This window comes from Spirosoma flavum (assembly GCF_042686045.1).
GTDB lineage: Bacteria > Bacteroidota > Bacteroidia > Cytophagales > Spirosomataceae > Spirosoma > Spirosoma flavum.
Window position 1 is genome coordinate 1,186,460 of sequence record NZ_JBHUOM010000002.1, and the last position, 19,386, is coordinate 1,205,845.

Below are 19,386 nucleotides of genomic sequence, written 5' to 3' on the forward strand. Positions count from 1 at the left end.
TTATTCGGTTGAAAGAGGAGCTAAAAACAGACTTCGCTGAAACGAAAACGGTTCATTGGTACGCGTCAGCAGGCCATCAATCCAGATTGTAAGCCGCCGTTTCACCCGGCGATTTGTTCGGCTAAGCTGCATTTCCTGGTCTGTCAAGTCGACGCGAACCCGCACCTGCGTGAGCCGCTTTTCGTGAGCAAAGACCGATGTTTCAATCGACAGCCGGATGTCTTCTTTCCATCGGCTATTTACCTGATTATCAAAGTCTTCGTTCCACAAACTACAGCCAAACGTTTCGTCGAACTGAGACTCGGCCAGGTGCGTGGTCAGCATCAGGTACAGATTTTGGGCAATTGACTGCGGCAGCGAACACGTTGGGTGGGACTTGTGTTGCAGCACTTCATCAAGGCGTAGTGGCAGAGCGTAATAGGGCTGTGGCATAGCGAGACGGGTAATTAAAACCGGAACAACAGGCCAACACCCAAACCAACGCTGTTCATTACCACGTTATAACTAGCTGATTGATTAACATCTATACCATCTTGCTTGGTCGTGGTGTAATCACCTTGATTATTGAACTGCGAGATGGAACTGTATTTAGTGACTACACCACTTTTTGTGCTTGTTGATATATAGATGTCTTCTTTGGGTCGGAACGATTGGTTATAGGCAACCACTTCTGCAAATCCGCGCAGACTCTGACTTAGGCGAAATTGAATACCTAAAGCAGCCTGGTAACCGATTGACAGGGAATTTTTCCGGTAGTCGTATTGGCTTTCCGATTTGGTACTGGCTCCCGTTGTAGGGGCATATAGGCTACTTTGACTGACTTTGTAATCAAGGACGACTCCACCAACAAGACCAAGCCGGTTATAGATATAATAAGTAGGGCGCGAGAGGGCTTTAAACGTAATATTAGGTGTAATAGACAATACTCTAAACGTTGTGTTGGTGTTACCGGTTGAGGTGTAGTTAGTGCCGTTATAATTATTTTCGCTTGTTAGTGTTGCGCCAAACAGCATGTCGGCGTCGATACCCAGATTGATAAAATCACTAACTATTATTCCGACACCAATGCCGGCCCGTGGTCCGGCTCCTAACCCTTTAGAATTATTTTTGAAGGACGTGTTCGTTCCCGTCGAACTTGACGAGTAGCTGGTAGAAACCTGTGAACCTGGCGTAAGAAGACTGTAGAACCCATAGAGTTTTATATAGAAAGGAGACTCAGTAGCGTTCGTTTTGCGCGGAGCTTTGCTGGTCGTTACTGGCTCGGTAGACCGACTGGTAGTATTCAGTGCGGTTATCGATTGGGCTTGTGCTGTCGCAAAACTTATTGCCAAGCCAAAAAACAGGTTGATGTACCGATGCATTGCCATTTAGTTTGTTTATTTATCAAGACTGCGCTTATAAGTGATTAATTAACAGTCTATCATGCTTTCAGAATGACAAAGTAAATGGGTGCGCTATCAGCGTCATAGCGTATAAATACGCGTATGAATGGGCAAAAATCCGTGTTTTACACGTTCATGAAAACGCTTTGTTCTTAATTGAAGAGAAATATGTTAGTATAATTATATTTTAGGGGAAGGGCTGTGAAATTATTCCAAGGTGCGCTTTTACCCTCTTGGTTACCTTAGATAACTCACACTTGCACGTTTGCTTATTGCTTTACTGGTTTCCCGCTGTAGCCAGTCGCGCAGAATTGATTTATAACGTATGCCAATGAGACCGAGCTGAGCCGCCTATTTGGTCTTATCCTTTGACACATCGAATCCAACAAAGTAGCACCAATGGCTAGTCTTCAAAACATATCATCGTAAAGAGTGTGAGCTACTCTTAGTGACCAACGGCCTAGTCAAATTGGAAAACGATAAGGCGGGAAAAATACCTTCGTCACAAGACAAACATAAAGTTACTTTTTATTAAATATATATATATAGTGTTACTATATTTACAAAACGAAGTACATACATCGTGGTATATCAATACTGTAATGCCAGTCCGTTTCATTTACTTGCTTCTAGTAGGGCTACTGGTCGTCCAGACAGCAAACGCGCAGCGTCAAAATATCCGATTTACCCACCTGACCACCAACCAGGGGCTTTCACAAAATAACGTGACCTGCATTTTACAGGACAGACGGGGGTTCATGTGGTTTGGTACGCAGGATGGTCTTAACAAATATGATGGTTACACCTATACCCTTTACCGGAATGATCCGCAAAAGTCGAGTAGCCTTAGCCATAGTTATATTCGTACTTTGTTTGAGGATAAACAAGGTCGATTATGGGTTGGTACTGACGATGGCGGATTAAGTTTGTTTGATGCCAATACCGAAAGTTTTATCAACTATAAACATATCCCAGGGCTGAAAAACAGCCTTAGTTACAATAAAGTCATTGCTATTGCTCAGGATGCAAAGGGCTACTTATGGATAGGTACTGACGGTGGCGGACTGGATCGGTTTAATCCCGAACAAAAAACCTTTACTCATTTTACTCATCAGGCGGCTAATCCAGCCAGTCTAAGCTACAACGTGGTGAGTTCAGTCTGGATTGATCGAGCCGGAGTGGTCTGGGCTGGCACCCTGGGGGGCGGCTTAAATAAGCTTGATCAGACGACCAATTCCTTCACCCATTACCAACATAACCCAACTGATCAGCAATCCTTAAGTCATGATCGGGTAACCACCTGTTTTGAAGATACAAAAGGCCGGTTTTGGATCGGAACCGAAGGAGGGGGGCTTAATTTACTCGACCGGGCCAAAGGAGCTTTTACCCACTATAAGCAGACTACTACTCAGCCCTCTCAACTGACGCATAACGATGTTATGGCGCTGGCGGAAGACAAAGACCATAATCTGTGGATCGGAACGCAAAATGGGGGAATTGATTTACTACACCCTGATGGTACATTTTCTTACTATACCTATCAGGAAGCCAATAGTAGAGGCCTGAATAATGGTTCCATCTACTCCATGTACCGGGATCGGGTAGGGACGATGTGGGTTGGCACCTATTCGGGGGGAGTTAATAAGCTGGACGCTGCGACTCAGAAATTCATGCTCTATCAACGCACCCGTATCAATATTAACAACCTGACAAATAACAACATACTAACCATTCGGGAAGATCAACAGGGCGATTTATGGCTGGGAACCGATGGTGGGGGCATCAACATTTTGAAAAAAGGGCAGACTGTTTTCACCGCCTATCAGGATACGAGTCAGAATGCTTACACAATTGGCAGCAATTACGTACTGGCTATTTATGAAGACGCTGACAAAAGCATTTGGACGGGTAACTATAAAGGAGGCCTAAGCTTATTTAATCGAGCCAAAGGCAATTTTAGCAGCAAAGGAGATTTTAGCCAGTTGAGTATCAGTGCTATTCTGGAAGCCAGAAATGGAATAATGTGGCTAGGTACCCTGGAAGATGGACTGATTCGTTATGATAAAACTACGGGATCCTTTATCCGGTACCGACCCAACTCAACCCAGGCTGGCAATCTAAACTATCACACTGTTACAACCCTTTGGGAAGATCGGACAGGAAATATCTGGATGGGAACGGAAGGGGGCGGTTTAAATGTCTTTCATCCCGATAAAAACAAGTTTACCCAGTATATAAATGACAGCCAAAACCCAAAAAGCCTAAGCAATAACTTAGTCAATGTACTGTTTGAAAGTTCAACCGGTCAAATATGGATTGGTACAAATGGCGGTTTGAACCAGTTCGATGCAAGCACACAAACGTTTAAAGCCTACCGTCAGTCAGACGGTCTACCCAACGAAGTTGTTCAGGGTATTCTGGAAGACAATCGGGGAACGTTGTGGCTTAGCACGAATAAAGGCCTGACGGCTTTCAACCCTAAAACCCATACAATTCGCAATTTTGATACGAGTGATGGGTTGCAGGGAAGCTCCTTTAACCGGATGTCCTGCTATAAAAGTCCCGGTGGGCAATTGTTTTTTGGAGGCTTGGGCGGACTCAACAGCTTTTATCCTGACAGTTTACGCTATAATCAGTTTGTGCCGCCTGTGTATATTACCGACTTCCAGATTTTCAACAAATCGGTCAGTGTGCAGGATGAGAAGTCTCCGCTAAAAAAGGCGATTACTGAAACCCGCGATATCACGCTATCCTACCAGCAATCGGTTCTTTCCTTCGGATTTGCCGCCTTGAATTATACAGTTTCCAGTAATAATGAGTACGCTTATAAGCTCGAAGGCTTTGATAAAAATTGGATCAATGCCGGGACGAAGCGAACAGCGACGTATACTAATCTGGATCCGGGAGACTATGTTTTTCGCGTAAAAGCATCAAATAATGATGGCGTCTGGAATAAGACCGGAACGTTTGTAAACCTCCATATTATTCCCCCTTTCTGGGAAACATGGTGGTTTAGAGGTCTGCTGGCACTAATGCTCCTGAGTAGTCTGTATGCGATTTACCGGCTACGGGTCAAAAATATCAAAAGGCAGCAGATGTCCTTACAAAAACAGGTTTGGGAGCGAACCAGCGAAGTCATGCAGCAGAAACAGGCTCTACTGAATCAGGCTGGCGATCTACTGGTAATGAATGAGAAATTGGCGCAGCAGTCGGTTCAGGAACAGCAGGCACGAGAGGAAGCTGAAACATCGAACAAGGCTAAAAGTGTATTTTTGGCTACCATGAGTCATGAAATTCGCACCCCGATGAATGGCGTTATCGGGATGACCTCGCTATTAGAAGACACGGTTCTCTCAGATGAACAGCGGGATTATACCAGTACCATTCGTAGCTGTGGAGAGAGCTTGTTAGGTGTTATCAATGACATTCTCGATTTCTCCAAAATTGAATCCGGCCATCTGGAAATTGAACAGCAGGATATTGATCTGCGGGATTGCATTGAGGGAGTACTGGATATGTTTGCGGGTAAAGCAGCCCAGATAGGTCTGGACCTGATCTATCAGATTGACCATCAAGTGCCTACGCAAGTTATCAGTGACGGACTGCGCCTGCGGCAGATCCTGATCAACCTAGTAGGGAACGCCATTAAATTTACCCCTCAGGGCGAAATCGTTGTCAGCGTCCATCTGGTAAACCGCCTGCCCGACGAGGCAGTCGAGTTGGCCTTCGAGGTGCGCGATACGGGTATTGGCATTGCGGCCAACAAGCTCGACCGGCTGTTTAAAGCCTTTTCGCAAGTCGATTCATCCCATGCCCGTCAATACGGAGGGACAGGCTTGGGACTTGTCATTAGTCAGCGACTAATTGAGTTGATGGGCGGTAGCATTCATGTGGAGAGCGAAGAAGGGAATGGCACCAGCTTTCATTTTACTCTGCTGAGTCGGGTGAGCCAGCAGGCTAAGCGGCAATATGTGTATGTCCATGCGGGTGCTAACGACGGAAAATCAGTACTGCTGATTGATGATAACCAGACGAATCGGATAATTCTCAAGGCTCAGCTCGAGCAGTGGCACTTAGTGCCAACGGTAGCCAGTTCGGGTCAGCAAGCCCTGGAAATACTCGGCCAGGGTACTCCGTTTGATCTGGTCATTACCGACCGGCAGATGCCGCACATGGATGGTATTGAACTGGCCAGTAAGATAAAAGTCAAGTACCCTGACTTACCAATAATGCTGCTAAGTTCGATGGGCGATGAAAGCCGAAAAACCCACGCCGACTTATTTTCGGCTATCCTGACCAAGCCCGTTCATCAGCAACAATTAGCTCAGTTAATTCAACAGGCCCTTAAGGACAAGCCTGTCGTTTCTCCGCCGGTCGCCGACCGACCGGAGTCGGCTTATAGTGTGGAGTTTGCCCAGAAATACCCCCTGCGGATACTTGTAGCCGAAGACAACCTGATCAATGTGAAACTGCTGGTGCGGGTACTCAATAAATTAGGCTACTCGCCTGCTGTGGCACACAATGGCCAGGAGGTACTCACTAGCTCACCCCAAGAATTTGATTTAATCTTGATGGATGTGCAAATGCCCGAGATGGACGGACTGGAAGCTACGCGCCTAATTCGTCAGCTACCAATCCAACAACCTTGGATTATTGCCCTGACTGCCAACGCCATGCAGGAAGATCGGGGAATTTGTTTGGAAGCCGGTATGGATGAGTACGTGACGAAACCCCCTGATCTTGAACTGTTAAAGAAATCACTTCAACAAGTAGCCCTCTCAAGCAGTCGACGAAAAATGTTGGCTGAATAACCCGTTAGATACTTAATCAACAGACTAAAACTTATTTGTCTAAAATGATTATTTTGTAGATAAAAAGTTTACTATATTTAGTAAGAAATTTGAAATTATATAATTAAATATACCATTATGGATAAAAAGTATCACGTGCTTCATATAGATGATGATATCTTTATACGGAAAATTATCCAGCATTCACTAAGCAAAGAGTTTGAACTCACTTCCTGCACGAACGGAATAGAAGCGATGGCGTGGTTAGAAAAAGGGAACATGCCTGATATTATTCTTACAGATTTACGGATGCCGGAAGTGGATGGACAGGAGCTAATTAGCCTGATTAGAAATAGCTCGCGCTACCGTAATGTGCCAATCATGGTGTTATCGAGTATGGAAGATAGCGCATTGAAAATTAGCTGCATAGAGCAGGGCGCTGATGATTATATGGTGAAACCGTTCAATCCTCTAGAGGTGCAGGCTAAAATTAAAGCCCTCCTGCGCCGGTCTACTGAGCAACAGACCTTTCGGGCGAATTTTGATGCAACGCGTTTGCATCAGCTTCCTTAGCAACTCTTCTTACTATCTATCCTTGCAGGTCATAAAAGGATAAATGCCGATTTCAAAAAATAACCTCACTGGCCTAATGCTTCAGTGAATCTAATATATACAATTCCCTAGCGGTTGCTTTTAAGGAGCTTTTGGCTACCGATAGATACAAGGTCAATTTCTTGAATTCTTCCGGGGCTGTCCACCGTAAGCCGTTGAGCCGAACTAGTACGGTCGTACAATTTAGTCGTCTTAATTAGGCGATTTCCGTGGTGTGGACTTCCAGCGTTACAATAAAAAAACTAAACAGATTCTGAATAAGAAGCTGCTCCTTAGTTTTTGTCCTTGCAGGCCAAGGGACTAGAGCCCGGCTAGGTGCTGTGGCTGAATATCGTTTAGCTGAATGTAGTGCAACTTTTTACTTAAAACCACTACATTAATTCCCAGCCAGTAGTTTAAAGAGGCATTCCTGACAAACGTTTGTCAGGAATGCCTCTTTAAACTACTGGCTGGGAATTAATTTTCTTTAACTAGTTTTCGAAATTCCCGTTCAACTCCCTGCTTAAGGTCAATAATATAAATGCCCGGTGGCATATCCGACAGGTCAATGGTTTGCGATATAGTCTGATCGCTTTTCTGGACTGTTACCTGTTTATACAGTCTGCCTTGGTTCGCGTCAAATATGGTCACTTCCAGAGTAGTCATTATCTTATTATCCAGGGTGACCGTGATTGAACCCGAGGTTGGGTTTGGATAGATTTTCACCGCTGTGTGCAAACTAGAGTTTTTGGCAACTTCGGACAGGCTATCTGTACTGGGGGCTATTCTGGCACCTAAAGCCAACGAGGTTGTAACAAACAAGGGCGTCTCGGTAGCGGTGAGGGTCAGCTTTCCGGCTTTAATAGGAACTTCCTGCATGTCCATGTTATCAGCACCCGCTTTGGGCCGGTAAATCCGGGCGGTCGTTTCGGTACCCAGATTAAGGGTATACTGGGCCGTTCGGGCTTTCTCATCCGGAACCACTATAGCGTAAATCGACTTGCCATTCGATTCATAGCGATCCACAATCGGATCCTGGTTAATGGTTTCTTTGTATATATAATTACCAAATAACTTATTGGTTTGATACAGATAATCGGCAGCGGGTCGGCGGGCGAGGGTCGGACTTGACTCAATCAAGCCAGACGACTCGAAAACTCCTCCTCCCGTATTGTCGTCGTACATTTCATAAAAAAACAATTTTTCGATGCCTAACCGGGCACTGAACAGAGACATGCGCAAAATCCAGTCACCCTGCGTTTGCAAAGCTGATTTAGGGCCAATCGGTATGGCTTTAAACGGGCTGGTCTGCGCAACATCATAGCCCGCTTCGGTAATCCAGACGGGCATATCGTAGGCATACTCATGGGCAACTTTAACAAAAGCCAGTAATTTCTGATCTGCCGGAGTTACTTCCGGAGCCGCGCCACGGGTTGCTGTACCCGTTTGCGACAAGGTAGGGTCAGTGGTTGTGTAAATATGGAAGTTGATCACATCCCAGCACAAATTCACGGTGCCATCCGGCTTGTAACCTCGGAATTCTTTGCACCAGTCTACCATAGCCCGAACGTATTCTGGCCCACTTACCAAGCCCGCAATGACGATCTTCATGGTAGGGTCAGCGTTTTTTACACCAACGCCTGAACCCATCGTACTTTTATGCCCATCGTAGAAGGCCGATAAATTAGCTGCATATTCTCTGGCTGTCTGATACCCTTTGCGGCCTTTCCACCATTTGTCGCGCTCATTGTCGCATTCGATATAGTTAATTAACCCCAATCCTATTTTGATAGAATTTGGCGTATCACCCGTCCACCTGGGCGTACGGTTCACACTCAATAGGGCTGGATTAACGGCGGTGTTTCTACCATAGCGGGCCGCATACTGGAAACCAACTTTAGCCTGCTCAAGGTAGGAAACCGGGTTAGAAAAGTCTTTCCCATAACGAACAGGAACGTTTTCACTATCCTGCTGATCCGCTGGATAGGTGTTGACCATCCAGTTGGGCAACGTTTTCAGACAAGCTAATACCTCAATATTTGCATCTTTACATCGCTGGTATATGGCATCGTAATTCCAGCCTCCCGAAAGGGTAGGGTTGTACGAATAGACTCCCTGCGATGATTCGAGTTTCTCCCAGTCCATATAATGACGGATACCGGTAAAACTTTTGATCATGTTCATCTTGGGTTCACTAATCTGCCAGGGCGAATTGCCGTCTTCAAAATTCCACTCGAAGGCATTCACACCAAACATATCCCGTAGTTTAACCGCTTTTTTTGGAATGGAGGTTGATGTTCCGGTTGGCGGGCTGTATGAACCGTATAATTCCATCTCTGTGGGCATACCGCTTTGAATGGTCAGCACCAAATAGCGAACATTAGATGCCGGAACATCCAGTTTAAACTGAGCATTGCCCGATAGGGAACGACTAGGATAGGGGCCAACCCAACCGTTGTAAATTGTCCCGGTGAAGGTTGCGATGGGTATGCGCTTCCATTGGTCCGTAATGACAGACAGGATCATTGGTTTATCGGTAAAAACCCCTTCGAAATCGAAAAACTTGATGCTTTCGAGGGTCATTTTCTCGCCATCAAGCAGCGGGTAGTAGGCGTCGTAACTGTCGAGTACTTTTCCCCAGCCCGTTTGAACGTTAACATTAGTGATTCCGTCGAAAAGTTGATCAAGCCCGTAGGCCGTATTGTTTAACTGATACCACCGTTTCGGGTCGAGGGTAATTTTTGGGGCCATCGGAACAACGGGAATAGCCTGAACAACCTGCGTGCGAACTACATTGTCGGCTGCCGCGAACGTGGTACCGGCAACCTGGGATGCGGTAATTGTAGCCGTTCCTGCTGCAACTGATGTTGCTTTCCAGGTTCCACTTGCATTCGATACAGCAATAATCTGTGGATTGGACGACACAAATGTAATGGGCTTTTGGGAGTTAGTACTCGTAGCCGACAGGCTGGATGGTGAATCGCCCACTGTTTTAAGAGATAAATCGGCGAAGGTGAGTACTGCTTTTGGCAATGGTACTGTTTCTGCCACCTTCAATACCTCAAACCAGTTAAAGTTAAAAGAACCCCGATTCGCATAAATCCGCAGTATCTGACTGCCCGCCGGAAGGTTAAGTGTCGTGCTGACTGTTGTCCAGATTTGCCAACCATACGTGCGGGAAATATCCACCTGGCCCAAAACCAGGCCAGCCCCATTCTTTACCTCAATCAAACCATTACTGTAGCTGTTGGCTACCCGAAAGTTGACCTTATAAACACCCGCTGCGGCCACGTTGACATTATAATCCATCCAATCACCATCGTCGATGTAGGCCACATCCTGCCCGCCACCAATATCCTGAGTGGTCTCAGGGCGTACATCGGTAATGACATCGTAGGCTTCGGCTTCAATCTTACCCGGAAGCGGTTTAGAGCCCTGTACATCAATCCAGTTGATACTGAATACGCCTTTCAGGATGTAAAGGCGCAGTGTTTGTGTTCCCGCAGGCAATAATACCGTGACCCCAACGGTATTCCAGTTCTGCATACCGCCCGTACGGGGTACCACCAGTTGGGATAGCATCGTTCCGTTAGCGGCTTTAAGTTGTAAAGTGGCGTTATCACTAAAGCCATTGGCCACCCGAAAGCGAAAGGTGTACATCCCCGCTGAGGCCACTTTTACCGTGTAATCCATCCAGCTATTGTCGGCCATCCAGCCCACATCCAGCCCGCCATCTGTGTCAGTCGTGGTCTCCGTACCAACACCCTGTTTTGCACTGTAACTCTCAGCCTCAATTTTACCCGGAAGCGATTTTTGCGCGAAGCTGGTTAAGAAAAAAGTCAGAAATAAACTAGAAAGTAAACTTTTAATCATACAGGTTACGAGTTCTGAAATCGGTATTATACTAGGGATTTTTGCACAAATGAATAGTTTCGTTAACTTCTTTCAGTAAGTAGTTAGTGAAGGGTATTCATTGATTAGTGTTGAGTTTTGTTCGCAGGGGTAAAAACTTTTATGTCGAGGGATACACTTTTATGAATGATTGTCTTAATCTCTTGACATAGGTGCCCGTAAAATAAGTAGTCTAAAGGCCATCAGAAAGGCGACGTGTTTACAGCGGGAACCAGCGCGACGTTGCTTAAACTTCGCCAGATGGATATTGGTAGAGCCGATAGAAATTCCATTGTAGTAATTGGTAAGTTCATCCCGAAATACTCAGATGCAGATAGTTGAATCAGCGCAAGGAAATAATTCGATAACGGAACCTGCACTTGTTTCTAGCACAAACTTTATACAGTGTTTTTTCAAGAGATCTATAGCTTGGAGTTCTTGTTTCCCATAGTCAGTAATACCAGACTATTTCGTTTAATGTAGCCTGGCCTGTTTAGCTTTAGGAACATAGATTCTATGGTCGGCATAGTAAGGAATACTATGTGTCGGTTCGAGGTTAAGAAGCAAGGAAAATGAAATCTGATTTGTTAAATAACCATATAAAAGTGATGTTTAATTAAATATTAAACAAATGAAGGTTTTGGTTACTAGAGACTTACGGTGAATACTAGTCGTGTAAAATCCTTATGCCTGTACTATAATTAGATTGGTCTTGTCGGAAAAAACGTGTGATGGTATTTCGGCAAAATATCATTCAGTTCCCGTTAATGCATGATTTTTTAATCCTGGAAGGGGTATTGGTTTAGATGTTTAGTGAAAAACGACCAATCAATTTTTACTTTTTGGGCACTTCTACAAGGCATCACTTTTTTGTATATATTTAATAAGTAGCAAATCTTTAGAGTTTAATTCTATCCTAAAATTGGTGAAAACCAGTATGTTGTTGCTTTATTGTAAGAACTAGTTATATGGTAAGTATCCAAATTATACTATTTGTAAATTATAAGTAGTGAAAAGCAATTAATAGTAAATATATAGGTATTTTTGCTTATTAATAGCGCTGTACATCACTTCTTACTGCTGAGATATTTGTCCGTAATGAAAAAAACTATATACGCTATACGTCTCGACCAAGTTGAGCTACGAGTTGGATACCGAGGATACAACTCGTAAAAAATATAGTACCAAACGGCTACTTTGCGACCGTGCCCCATGCCGGTAATATCCACTGTGTTTGAATCAATCCATAAATATGAACTCCTTAGAACTCCTTGAGCAACAGCTTGCCTACGAACAGGAGACCCACAGGCACACCCAAAGCTTGCTGGAAAAGGAGTCCTTGTTGCTTGACCAATCTAATAAGCAACTCCGCCACCTTAACGAACAGCTGGTCCAACAAATTAAAACTCAGGAAGGGCAACGGCAGACTAGTGAAAACCGATACCGTCAACTTGTTGAGTCGGTTCGGGATATCATTTTCAAGATTTCTCCCGAGGGGTACTTCACCTTCGTCAATTCGCGGATGGTGGATTGTTTGGGCTACACCCAAAGCGAACTGGTGGGCTGGCATTTCATTAACCTTGTGCTGCCCAACTACCGAGTTGAGTTAATTTCGTTCTACCAGACGATGATTCGAACCGGGCAGTCAGACACTTATATTGAGTTTCCGGTCCGGGCCAAAGACGGCCATACTGTCTGGATTGGTCAGACGGTTGGGCTGGTTGACGATGATCAGCATATTCCCGAACTGGTAGCTGTAGCCCGGGACATTACTAAACGAAAACATGCTGAAGACGACTTCCTGACAACCCAGGCACGGCTGGCATCACTCATCACCAACTTACATACGGGCGTACTGGTTGAAGATGAGAATCGCACAATCATCTTAGTCAATCAGTTATACTGTGATCTTTTCGGCATTACTCAAGCGCCCGAGGTATTGGTGGGTCTGGCGTTTGTCCCGGTTGCTGTTCCGGCACCCTCTCTGTTTACAGATGCAATGCCGTTCCGCCAGCAGATGGACGAAGCGGTAAACAAACAGTGCGCCGTTATCAATGAGGTCATTAGCCTGGCCGACGGGCGTATGTTAACCTGGACCTACATTCCTATTTGGCTGGACGGACACTACCGGGGTCATCTGTGGCAGTATACAGATATAACCGAGAAATACCGGTCGGATGAACGAATTCGTAAAAGTGATGAAAAGTACCGGGGTATCATGAACAGTATGGAACTGGGCCTACTCGAAGTCGACAACAATCAAACGATTTTGCGCGCCTATGAGCGCTGTTGCAATATGCTAGGCTATACAGAAGACGAACTAGTTGGCAAAAATGCCGCTAATCTTCTGGTACCGCCTGAGTTTCGGCAGGTTGTTAACGGGCAACAGGGGCAACGCAGGCAGGGCAATGCCGGTTCCTACGAGCTGCCCTTGATTCGCAAAGATGGTAGCCGTATCTGGGTGCTTATTAGTGGTGTGCCCATTACGAACGAACAGGGCGTTATTGTTGGATCGATGGGAATTCACTACGACCTAAGTGAGCGTAAAAGACTAGAAGAAGAGTTATACCTGGCTAAGCAAATCGCCGAAGAGGTCCGATACACTGAAAAGCAGTTTCTGGCCAACATGAGTCACGAGATACGCACGCCCCTCAATGCCATCATTGGCTTTTCAACGATGATGGAGACAACTCTCCTCGATGCACAACAGCAGGAATTTGCTGGTTTTATTCGTACCGCCGGTAAAAACCTGCTCATTATCGTTAACGATATTCTCGATATTTCCAAGATTGAAGCGGGCATGCTATCTTTAGAATCCATTCCATTCAGCATTCACTTACTGGCAGATTCCATTCGAACTATGCTTCACTCGATGGCTGCGGATAAAAACCTCCACCTCGTGGTTGAAACCGATTCTACGTTACCGTCTGCTGTGCTGGGCGATCCCACCCGGCTGACGCAAATTTTAGTGAACTTATTGAGCAATGCCATCAAGTTTACTAAGCAGGGGGGGGTAACGATGCGGATTGAAAAACAAGCGGAAACCGATGGAGTCGTACAGGTGCGCTTCAGTGTTCAGGATACCGGTATTGGCATGGCCGCCGATGTTCTGCCTTACATTTTTGAGCGGTTTCGACAAGCCAGTGATTTTACAACCCGCCATTATGGGGGTACTGGACTGGGTCTCAATATCGTCAAATCACTTACCGAGTTGCAGGGCGGCTGGGTTACCGTATCCAGCACACCCGGAGAAGGCTCCTGCTTGACAGTACAAATTCCATATAAAGTTGCCCCCCAACAGATAGAGCCGGTCGCCGATGAGTCGGTTGCGCCCTCAAGCACTGACACAGGAGACATAACGATTCTGGTTGTTGAGGATAATATAATGAATCAGAAACTGGCTCTTCAGGTCCTTAAACACTTAGGGTATTCAGCTCAGGTAGCTGAAAATGGCCAACAGGCGCTTGAAAAGCTACAAGAAACTAATTTTGATTTGGTCTTGATGGACATTCAGATGCCCGTTATGGATGGTTACACAACAACCCGTCACATTCGAAATACCCTGAGAAGCGCCGTACCAATCATCGCCATGACGGCTCACGCATTAGCCAGCGAGCGGGAACAGTGCTTACAGGCGGGCATGAATGATTTCATTCCTAAACCCTTCCAGATCGAGGAATTGCAACGTATTATACGCAAGTATGCGCCTAATTCGGGGTTGACTGCCCTTCCGGAAAAGCCTATCAAGAAATGGGTTGAACCGGCGTCCAGTTTCTCTTTTGAGACGTTACTACATGCGGTGGACGACGACCGGGAATTTGCCATTGAACTTTTGGATTTGTTTATGGTCCAAACACCGGCTCAGGTCCAGGCGATTCGGCAAGCGCTGGAACAAAATAACTTAGCCACAATTGGCGGCATCATTCATACTCAGAAAGCATCATTTAAGGTGTTTGGCTTAACTGAATTGGTCCGCCTAGGGCAACTTGTGGAGGCCTCGATTGCGGCTAACATAGCAATGGCCGAAGTTATCCCTCTTGTTAACCGGTATATGCAGACACTTGACGTCGAGTTAGCGGTTATTCGATCTCATGTGTAGATAAGTTTACCACCTTGGAATATCCTACTCTATTTTATCTATTTGTCGAAATTATAACAATAGTCATTACTGTTAAGTAGTAATATAGCGCTAATCGTAAACTATATTATATGAACAACCAAACTGGTGAGCCAGGCATTTACTTTTATGAGTGGTACAAAGGTTCTCAGCGGCCACCTGATAACTTTTCTGAAGCCGATAATCAGCAAATGCTTCTGAGTGTGACTAAAATCGGAGTAGTAGCAGGCTTTTACGACTTCCCCAAGCAGACATTTTATATGTATTGTCAGCGCTACGACAGTTTTATTGATAAAAGTATCGGGGGATTGACACGAGAAGAAGAGATTAACAATAGATTGGAATGGGTCATTGCGCCATCCCACCATGTGAACCACTGGATGTTTATCAAGTTGCCACCCGAATAAACCGTTCTCTTGACCGGCCAAAAAATGAATTTTCGTAGACAATAGGCTATGCAACGAAATTGACAAAAGATATTTCGGCTTGCGAATAAAGCTTCTAACCGAGTCTAGATTGGACAGTTTCTGGAATCAGCGGTAATTCAGCTATCGTATGGTTCATCATCTGGACGCAGCTTCGTATAGACATTTCCATAGCATACTTTTTACCGTACTATCATACCGCTACAGGGCATCATCTACGGTGCATCATCAGCCACGACCCAACGATACTTTGCTTATGTGGGTGCATCTGATGGACTGGACCACCGGTGGCCACTTCAGGCCATGAACTTCTTTCCCATCCTTCTTTATCGTACGAAATACCCGCTCATGGTGTTTCCGACGCTTCAATTGAAATGTACTCAATTCTTTAAAGAATTTTGTGCTTTGTAATTCATCCGTGTTTGGCTACTCCGGCTCAAAAAGACTGTCAGAGAAATGGTCAAAGGGGAGAACAATCACCCTGTTTAAGCCACGAGTTTTTTAGGCTCATTAATACCTTTCAACCACTCGGGCGTCTCAGAAATCAGGAATGGCTGCTCTTTATTGGTAAATAGCAGTTACACCAATAATTGATGAACTCGAGTAGATATAAGCGCTTATATCACTTACAAAGGACGACAAATTCGCTAAAGTCGATTATAGCTTCTATACGTGGTCGTATCGACATAAATGCTAACAAGTTGTCCAATCAGATGACGGTGTACTTCTAGACGAGCTAAAATAACGTCGGCTAACTGTATACAAATCATAGTTGCTTATTGGGACTATAAATACCGTCGAGAACAGAAAACCTCGGGGCGTTTGTCTATTCACTATATATTTGATGGACGTAGCTTGAGTTTGTTAAGGTAATCTGAAGTTAGGCGAAGTCTGATAAATTAAGTTTTCCCGGCACATGATCAATTTCAAATGATATTTATAATAGATTATCTACTATAAAACATCCTAAACAAAGGATTTTTGCTTTCCACAAAAGAGAATGGTTTACTATATTATCTATTTTATATAGTTATAAATAAATTGTTAATTTATTGTACGGCTCTTTATTAAAATAATTACTACATTTATAATAATAATTATAAAATAAAATTATTTGATTATGCGTTATGTTTTGTTTTGATTAAAACTGACAACAAAAATAGACATGTATGTTTCTATTAGAATTAAATCAAAACTTTTTATTTATTTCTAACAGTTAGGTATCGAATTGCCATAATTTCAGATTTTATTAAAGCTTATATAATTTGCGACTGGTTATTGCGCCACACCAAGGTTTATTAAACATTATGTGAAGAATTGGTACATATACTTATATCGTATCGACTATAAACTTGGTGTGCTTGCAGAAGTGATTACATTGGTAAAGGTCTTGTCGAAGTAATAGTTGGCCTTTTATTTAGAGTTTTGTGAGTAGGTAATTAACTATATGGTATGTTTAGACGTCAAAACAATAATTTATTAATTGGAGGAAAATCCTTTCAGTATTAGTATTGCTATAGTATTGTAATTATTGGTTTTATATAAGAAATTTTTATTAACTGAATGGTAAATAAATCTATAAAATATTAACTTAAAATAAGCTTGTATATTCATTCGCTAATTTTTTTTAACGAAATATATAGTACCAAACTCATTGGTATATTTCGAATAGCCTCGTACAATATTATATCTGTATACAGGCTTTTGAAAGAAAAACAAAATTTACTTTTACAGGTAACTAACATCTCGTTATCTAGACAGAAACTAATTTTGGCAACGTTGGGTAGTCAGACTTTTTTTTATAAACCTTATTAATCCTCATTCTTATGGATGAAAATTTTAATTATTTACCATATCAAGTTGTTGGTTCAAACAGTGCAAGCCCGCGAATGTTTCTGTCAAAATACGCAAAACGGTGGCCTTGGTTTCTACTCTCTGTAGGGTTAATGCTAGTAGGAGCGTATGTATTCTTATTACAGCAACAACCCATCTATAAAATACAGGCTAGCTTACTTATACAAGATGAAACAAAAGTAAATGGACAAGATAATTTGCTGAAAGAATTTGAAGTAACTACTCCTAGAAAGGTTATTGAAAATGAGGTGGAAATCCTGCGTTCATTTCCTTTAATGGATAGAGTAGTAGAAAAGCTCCATCTAGATGCTCAATATTATCTAACGTCTATGTTTGGTAAACATGAAATCTACGATACATCGCCAATTGAGTTATTAGTTGAGCAAGCCAAACCTGAATTGTATAAGAAGCCGTTAGAGCTATTTTTAGCAAGCAATAAAGTTGTAAAGATAAACGGTGTAGCATACCCACTTAACCAAAGTATCCAAACGCCTTACGGCCGTTTGCGAATAGTAACACGCGATCAGGTAAATGACACAATTAGATCCTTGTCTGTCCAAGTAGCTAAGCGATCATCAGTTGTCGACGATTATATTAAACGTTTAAAAGCAGCTCCTGTTACTAAAGCCACTTCTGTAATACAACTTAGTCTTGAAGACGCTGTTCCTCAAAAAGGAGAAGCTATTTTAGATCAACTCATTGAAGAGTACAATAGAATGGCTATTTTGAATAAGAATAAAGTAGCCACTAATGCGCTTAAATTTATAGAGGGAAGGCTCTATATTATTTCAGGTGAACTAACGAATGTTGAACAAAGTCTAGAATCATACAAGGCTACACAGGGTATAACGGATTTAAGCACTCAAGGAGAGTCTTTCCTAAAAACGGCCCAAGAAAATGACGCGCTACTTAATCAGGTAAATGTTCAACTTGCCGCAATCAATGATCTACAAGCGTATGTAAATAATCAATCCAATAAACAGGGTAGTGCACCAGCAACAGTGGGATTAAATGATCCAACTCTAATAACGCTTATTAATAAAATGGTCCAATTGCAAGCACAGCGGGATCAACTTGAACGCACAACTTCAGAGGATAGTCCATTACTGCAAACCTTAGATAGTCAAATAAAAGTTACTAAGAGCAATATGGCAGAGAATATTTCTCTGATGAAGACAATGTTGCTCAGTTCTCAGCAACAATACTTAAACAAAAACAAAATACTAGAAGGTGAAATCAGGACGCTGCCTCAAAAAGAAAGGTCGCTGATGGATATTACCCGACAACAATCGATCAAGAATAATCTTTATACTTATCTGCTGCAAAAGCGTGAAGAAACAGCCGTTGCGCTCGCTTCGGTAGCCAACGACAGTCGTACAATCAACCCTGCACAAAGTAGTGAAAAGCCAGTAAAGCCTATTAAAAGCATGGTGTATATGCTATTCATTTTTCTGGGAATCTTATTACCAATTGCAGGTATTGCTGGACATGACGCATTAAATGATCGAATCATACGACGCACAGATGTTGAAGAAGCTACGCAAATACCCATTATTGGAGAGTTAGTAAAGAAACAGCAGTCAGGGTCAGTTGTCATAACGCCAAATACTCAATCAGTAATTGCCGAGCAGATTAGAACGTTACGCGCTGACTTACAACTTATACGGAATGATTCGGAAGAAAGTCAGGTGCTGCTTTTTACGTCTAGTATAAGTGGAGAAGGTAAATCATTTATATCGCTAAACTTGGGTATGAGTTTAGCATTGGTAGACAAGAAAACGGTCATTCTTGAAATGGATTTGCGGATGCCTAAAATACATAAGGTTTTCGATATTGATAACAACAGAGGTATATGTGATTACCTAAGGAATGAAGCCACACTGGATGATATTTTAGCACCTGTGCCGGGCTGCCCAAATTATTATATTATTCCCAGCGGAACTCAAACAGGAAATCCGTCAGAATTATTAAGCAGCCCAAGGCTAAAGCAGCTGATTCATGAGCTACGTGAAAGTTTTGACTATATCCTTATTGATACTCCTCCTGTTGGTCTCGTATCGGATGCACGCTTAATATCCCCCTTGGCTGATGCCACTTTCTTTATCGTTCGTCATGATTTGACGCCTAAAAATCATCTTAAAATGCTGGAAAAGCTTTATCATGAAAAGCGCTTTCAGAGATTGAATATTATATTAAACGCAATAGATAATGATGCTTCATACCATTATAGTAGTAGCTATAAATACAGTTATGGTTATGGTCAAATGAGCAGGAAAAGCTGATTATCACTACCTCGTCGGTGACGACACGTTTTTGATAATGACCTTACATTCACT

The 19,386-nt window shown here is 43.3% G+C and carries 8 protein-coding genes; 5 read left to right on the forward strand and 3 right to left on the reverse strand.

Annotation, left to right across the window (positions count from 1 at the left end; translation table 11 throughout):
• Together ACFS25_RS10455 and ACFS25_RS10460 are read right to left on the reverse strand one after the other, a co-directional pair.
• The gene (locus ACFS25_RS10455) at nucleotides 1–432 is read right to left on the reverse strand and encodes a GPW/gp25 family protein (protein WP_381499671.1); all 432 of its coding nucleotides are present in this window, start codon (nucleotides 430–432) and stop codon (nucleotides 1–3) included.
• A 14-nt stretch (nucleotides 433–446) separates the two neighbouring features.
• A complete protein-coding gene (locus tag ACFS25_RS10460; RefSeq protein ID WP_381499673.1) occupies nucleotides 447–1,361 on the reverse strand; it encodes a hypothetical protein in 915 nt (304 codons plus the stop codon).
• 623 nt (nucleotides 1,362–1,984) lie between these two features.
• Here ACFS25_RS10460 and ACFS25_RS10465 point away from each other — a divergent pair.
• Both ACFS25_RS10465 and ACFS25_RS10470 read left to right on the forward strand, forming a co-directional pair.
• Nucleotides 1,985–6,193, forward strand: a complete 4,209-nt coding sequence (locus ACFS25_RS10465) for a two-component regulator propeller domain-containing protein (RefSeq protein WP_381499675.1) — start codon at nucleotides 1,985–1,987, stop codon at nucleotides 6,191–6,193.
• A 117-nt stretch (nucleotides 6,194–6,310) separates the two neighbouring features.
• Nucleotides 6,311–6,745: a response regulator transcription factor gene (locus tag ACFS25_RS10470; RefSeq protein ID WP_381499678.1), complete on the forward strand. Its 435-nt coding sequence runs from the start codon at nucleotides 6,311–6,313 to the stop codon at nucleotides 6,743–6,745.
• Between the two features lie 495 nt (nucleotides 6,746–7,240).
• Here ACFS25_RS10470 and ACFS25_RS10475 read toward each other — a convergent pair whose 3' ends face one another.
• The gene (locus tag ACFS25_RS10475; protein ID WP_381499680.1) at nucleotides 7,241–10,636 is read right to left on the reverse strand and encodes a carbohydrate-binding protein; all 3,396 of its coding nucleotides are present in this window, start codon (nucleotides 10,634–10,636) and stop codon (nucleotides 7,241–7,243) included.
• 1,270 nt (nucleotides 10,637–11,906) lie between these two features.
• Between ACFS25_RS10475 and ACFS25_RS10480 the strand changes: the two genes are divergently transcribed.
• The 3 genes from ACFS25_RS10480 to ACFS25_RS10490 all read left to right on the forward strand — a co-directional run bounded on the left by ACFS25_RS10480 (nucleotide 11,907) and on the right by ACFS25_RS10490 (nucleotide 19,332).
• Nucleotides 11,907–14,753 carry a PAS domain-containing hybrid sensor histidine kinase/response regulator gene (locus tag ACFS25_RS10480; protein WP_381499683.1) on the forward strand — a complete coding sequence of 949 codons (2,847 nt, stop codon included), beginning with the start codon at nucleotides 11,907–11,909 and terminating at the stop codon, nucleotides 14,751–14,753.
• Between the two features lie 110 nt (nucleotides 14,754–14,863).
• Nucleotides 14,864–15,178: a hypothetical protein gene (locus ACFS25_RS10485; RefSeq protein ID WP_381499686.1), complete on the forward strand. Its 315-nt coding sequence runs from the start codon at nucleotides 14,864–14,866 to the stop codon at nucleotides 15,176–15,178.
• 1,844 nt (nucleotides 15,179–17,022) lie between these two features.
• On the forward strand, nucleotides 17,023–19,332 hold the full coding sequence (locus tag ACFS25_RS10490) for a GumC family protein (RefSeq protein WP_381499688.1): 2,310 nt from the start codon (nucleotides 17,023–17,025) through the stop codon (nucleotides 19,330–19,332).
• The last annotated feature ends 54 nt before the right edge of the window (nucleotides 19,333–19,386 follow it).

Coding starts and splice junctions, on each gene's coding strand:
- ACFS25_RS10455 (WP_381499671.1), bottom strand. CDS start 432: ATGCCACAGCCCTATTACGCTCTGCCACTACGCCTTGATGAAGTGCTG.
- ACFS25_RS10460 (WP_381499673.1), bottom strand. CDS start 1,361: ATGCATCGGTACATCAACCTGTTTTTTGGCTTGGCAATAAGTTTTGCG.
- ACFS25_RS10465 (WP_381499675.1), top strand. CDS start 1,985: ATGCCAGTCCGTTTCATTTACTTGCTTCTAGTAGGGCTACTGGTCGTC.
- ACFS25_RS10470 (WP_381499678.1), top strand. CDS start 6,311: ATGGATAAAAAGTATCACGTGCTTCATATAGATGATGATATCTTTATA.
- ACFS25_RS10475 (WP_381499680.1), bottom strand. CDS start 10,636: ATGATTAAAAGTTTACTTTCTAGTTTATTTCTGACTTTTTTCTTAACC.
- ACFS25_RS10480 (WP_381499683.1), top strand. CDS start 11,907: ATGAACTCCTTAGAACTCCTTGAGCAACAGCTTGCCTACGAACAGGAG.
- ACFS25_RS10485 (WP_381499686.1), top strand. CDS start 14,864: ATGAACAACCAAACTGGTGAGCCAGGCATTTACTTTTATGAGTGGTAC.
- ACFS25_RS10490 (WP_381499688.1), top strand. CDS start 17,023: ATGGATGAAAATTTTAATTATTTACCATATCAAGTTGTTGGTTCAAAC.